The organism is Candidatus Cloacimonadota bacterium, from assembly GCA_011372345.1.
Classification (GTDB): Bacteria; Cloacimonadota; Cloacimonadia; order Cloacimonadales; family TCS61; genus DRTC01.
Window position 1 is genome coordinate 1 of record DRTC01000161.1, and the last position, 4,229, is coordinate 4,229.

4 protein-coding genes are annotated in these 4,229 nt (G+C 36.3%); 3 read left to right on the plus strand and 1 reads right to left on the minus strand.

Features of this window, described 5'->3' with window-relative positions:
- Window positions 1-292 precede the first annotated feature (292 nt).
- The gene (locus ENL20_03085) at window positions 293-1,768 is read right to left on the minus strand and encodes a T9SS type A sorting domain-containing protein (protein ID HHE37541.1); all 1,476 of its coding nucleotides are present in this window, start codon (window positions 1,766-1,768) and stop codon (window positions 293-295) included.
- A 168-nt stretch (window positions 1,769-1,936) separates the two neighbouring features.
- Here ENL20_03085 and ENL20_03090 point away from each other — a divergent pair, with 168 nt between their 5' ends.
- The 3 genes from ENL20_03090 to ENL20_03100 all read left to right on the plus strand — a co-directional run bounded on the left by ENL20_03090 (window position 1,937) and on the right by ENL20_03100 (window position 3,955).
- The gene (locus ENL20_03090; GenBank protein ID HHE37542.1) at window positions 1,937-2,701 is read left to right on the plus strand and encodes a SagB/ThcOx family dehydrogenase; all 765 of its coding nucleotides are present in this window, start codon (window positions 1,937-1,939) and stop codon (window positions 2,699-2,701) included.
- A gap of 96 nt (window positions 2,702-2,797) precedes the next feature.
- Window positions 2,798-3,565 carry a hypothetical protein gene (locus tag ENL20_03095; GenBank protein ID HHE37543.1) on the plus strand — a complete coding sequence of 256 codons (768 nt, stop codon included), beginning with the start codon at window positions 2,798-2,800 and terminating at the stop codon, window positions 3,563-3,565.
- Window positions 3,566-3,652: 87 nt separating this feature from the next.
- Window positions 3,653-3,955, plus strand: a complete 303-nt coding sequence (locus ENL20_03100; protein HHE37544.1) for a hypothetical protein — start codon at window positions 3,653-3,655, stop codon at window positions 3,953-3,955.
- Window positions 3,956-4,229 lie beyond the last annotated feature (274 nt).

The window sequence follows — 4,229 nt, forward strand, 5'->3', positions numbered from 1 at the left end:
AATCCTTTGGCTTATTGATTTTCAACTCCATGGCTGAACACACTCAAAATCACATATGCCCTTTTTAAAGATCTATTTTTTTGATATAACGAATCCTAAAGAAAATCCCTTAAAGTAATAATCAGAATTTATGACTCGCTAAAATATTTTACCCTCTATTTTCTGCCAGTTATGCAGAACTTATTCACAGTTCAAAACTTGTTAAAGCACTGTTTCACTATCCAAGAGTATTTTAAATTACTAAAAGAACGGAGCGGAGCTCCTTTTTACAACGATTCAGAGAATCGTGATACTATTGCATTAAGATCATCTTTCTCGTAATCGAATTTTTATCAGTTCTTAATTTCAGGAAATATATCCCGGAAGGATAATTTTCAGCATTCCAGACAATTTGCTGATTTGGAGATTTGGAGATTTGAAGATCTTTGAAAGTTTCGATCTTCTGCCCTCTTACATTATAAACCTCAATCTCTGTGCTCTCCGTGTGCTCTGTGTTTAATTGAAAAGAGATAGTCGTTTTTGAACTGAAAGGATTGGGATAATTATTTATGTAAAAACTATTATTGGAAATTTCCAGATCCTCGGATGAGGTGGTCAGGCTTTCTTCCACAAATTCATATCCATTATCGCTGAAACGAATAGTGAGATTGTTCCAATCAGTTTCTGGAAAATCTACAAGAAAGTTTACAGGAGATGAATAATCTAAAGAAAGTGGAGTCATTGGATAAATTTCCCTGTTTCCATTTGATGAAAAAGTTTCGATTTCTGCGACAATAGGGAAATTACTGTTCGCATCAAAATAAGTGCAATTTACAGTTGTTGATCCACCTAAAATGAGATAATTTGCATCTGAAATCTCAGGAAGAATATTAGTAAAAGGTTCGACGATATATTGATCGATATTCTGCAGAGATGGCTGAGCAATATCAGCTGCACCAACTTCTCCCTGCAGAGTGATCATATTCGTCAAGCATTGATAACCGATTGAATTGCTTAAATTGGGCCAATCTCCGAAATCTTCATCATTTACAAGATCATCGATATTGCAGGATAATATCAGAGTGTTTCCAACAATCTCGGATTGAACATCCCCGATCGGATCGAGGGCATCCAGATCAATCTCTCCACCTTGAATTTTATATAAACCTGGACCGGCAACGAAGGGAATTGTGCAGTAAACAATCCCATAAAGAACTGTATCCTGCAAGACATTTTCAGGATTTAAAATTCCTCCGATATAAAAATAGAATTCATCCGGAATCCAGCCGCCATTATCGGTTGGAAAACCACCACCATTATTGGTCATAGCAACATAGAATTTAGAGTCAGAGTATCCGAAATACTGTTCTGTCAGATCGAGAAATGTTCCTCCTTCCTGATTGTCTCCAACTGTATCGTCTGACACAAAACCAAGTTCCGAAACTTCCACCGGAAAATCATCATCAGGAACAAACGCAGGCATCATCAAAACAACCGTATCTGATTCCGTTTTGTAGCGACATAAAAGTGTTTCTTCAGGATCGACAGGAACGATTGCCTGATAAGTCATTCCCGATAAATTTTCCATATCCCCGGAATTCCAATCCGTACCGCTTGAATAGTAAATTTCCGTATCTAACATCTGCAAATCGACGGTTTCACAGCGGATATAAATCTGATCATCCTCCGTATAAGAGCTGTTCCTGCTGTTTTGCCAGAAAGATATTACCTGTGAAAATAATAAATTCGATACTAAAATCAACAGAATTAAAAAAAGTGCTTTCTTCATGTTTCCTCCAAAAATTATTCTTTTAACATCTGAATAAATGGTTTTTATACATTTTGAAGTCAAGGAATAAATTTATTTTATTGAAGATTTTGTATATTAGCAACGATTTCTTGACAGATTTAACACTTTATTTTGTTTCAAAATTGATTTAATTTTTTAGGAGAAAAGATGAATCTTGAAAAATATAGAAATTTTATGAAATCAAATTTCGCTGAACTTCATAAAATTAAAACCGACCAAAACAAAGGATTGGAACAACCTGAATTAGAAAAAAAACATGATGCTGAAGATCGATTGATCGAACTGATTTCATTTGATAAAATCCAAATCTCTAATAATGATTTTTGGAATTGTTTGAATAACCGGATAAGCAGGAGAGAATATACGAACGAGCCTTTGACTTTGGAAGAACTTTCTTTCCTGCTCTGGTCAACGCAAGGGGTGAAAGAGATCATCAAAAGATTCGATAAAGCTTATGCGACTTTGCGGACTGTTCCTTCTGCCGGAGCTCGTCACGCTTTTGAAACTTACCTGTTGATCAATAATGTAGAAAATCTCCAGCCCGGAATTTATCGTTACCTTGCTTCCAGCCATAAACTCCTTTTTCTCTTTTATGAAAATGACTTTAAACATAAAATCAATGAAGCAACTTTCGGACAAATTTTTACAGGAAAAAGTGCGGTTGTATTTATCTGGAGTGCGGTTCCTTATCGGGCGGAATGGCGATATTCCATCTCCGCTCATAAATCTATGCTGCTCGATGCAGGACATGTTTGTCAGAATCTTTACCTGGCGTGTGAAGCGATCAAAGTAGGAACTTGTGCGATTGCAGCTTATGATCAGGAAAAGATGGATGATTTACTGAAACTGGATGGAAAAGACGAATTTGTCGTTTATCTGGCTCCAGTTGGAAAAATTAAAAATTCCCTCTAAATCTCCACCTCGAAAAAAAAGGGACTTGAAGGAATTTAATCTTGGATTAGTAAAAATTAAATCAAACGAAAAGTATAATAATTATAAGGATATGTTATGCCGGAAAACACCTTCAATAACCAGGTTATAGAAACATTACTGAACCACAAATCGATCAGGGAATATTCGGAAAAGGAAATTCCCGATGGAATGATCCGGACAATTGTTAAAGCAGGACAGCAAGCGGCTTTTGCTTATCAATCATACAGCGTACTGCTATCACGGGAAAAGGAGAAACATCCGTTCAAAGCTCCATTATATTTCATCGTTTGTGTCGATCTGAATAAAATCGGGAAGATCATGGAAAAACGAAACTGGCAGATCGCAACTAATGATCTTTCCAGCTTTCTTTTTGGAATTCAGGATGCTGCCTATTTTGCCCAGAATATGGTGATTGCTGCGGAAAGTCTTGGTTTGGGAACCTGTTATATCGGCTCTGTCCCTTATTTTGCGGATAAAATTGCAAAAGATTTCAAACTTCCAAAAAAAGTATTTCCCCTCGTTGGAATAACTATTGGTTTTCCCGCTGAAAATCAACCTACTCGTCCTCGTTATCCACTCGATTTTGTACTTTTTGAAGATGAATATCTGAAATTGGATGAAAAGAAAATTGATGAAGCAATGCAGGAAATGGATGAAGGTTATCTGGCGCAGGATTATTATAAAAAAGCAAATTTTATGGTTAAATTGATCGGAGAACGAAAGGAAACTTTTACTTTTGAGAATTACAGTTGGACGGAACATATCAGCAGAAAGCTCGGACAATGGGATCCTTCACCGGAGAAAATCCTGGAGCAATTGAAAAAATGCGGATTTGATTTGTAGCCCCATCGTCACGATGGGAGAATAAAAATTAAAAATGAATGATAAAAATAATTTACTGCCGGGATGGTGGTGATACAGGAGACCAAAATGACAGTTAAAATAAAAAAGATCGGAGTTACATCTCTGGCAGTAATTCAGGGAATAATCGGTGTTTTTATTGGAATAATCGCAGCACTTTTCTTCAATTTAATGATGAGCGGAATGAACGCTTTAGCAGGATTTACAGGAATGGAAGATAGCTTTCCTATGATGAATTTCGGATTTATAGGGATCATCATCTTTCCGATAATGTACGGAATATTCGGATTTATCGGTGGTCTGATTATAGGTCTTCTTTACAATTTAGCTGCCGGTTTGTTCGGAGGGATCGAGTTGGAATTGCAGGAGTGATGTAACACAATCATCCTGATTGTGAAAAAGAAAGTAAGGAAAGGTAACGAACAACGCTGTTTTCAGCATTCCCAATCCCTCCCGAAAAGTTTTACGGAGGAATGCAATATAAAACCAAATCCTGTTTGGAAGGCAGAATATGAAATGGCATTTGATATTTGGACTTAACACTAAGTGAAACATGAGGTTAAATTATGCCATTAAGAGCATTAATTGAAGGAAAAGAAATCAATAGTCCATTCCTATCGCTTGAAGAATGGAATAAGTTAAAAGA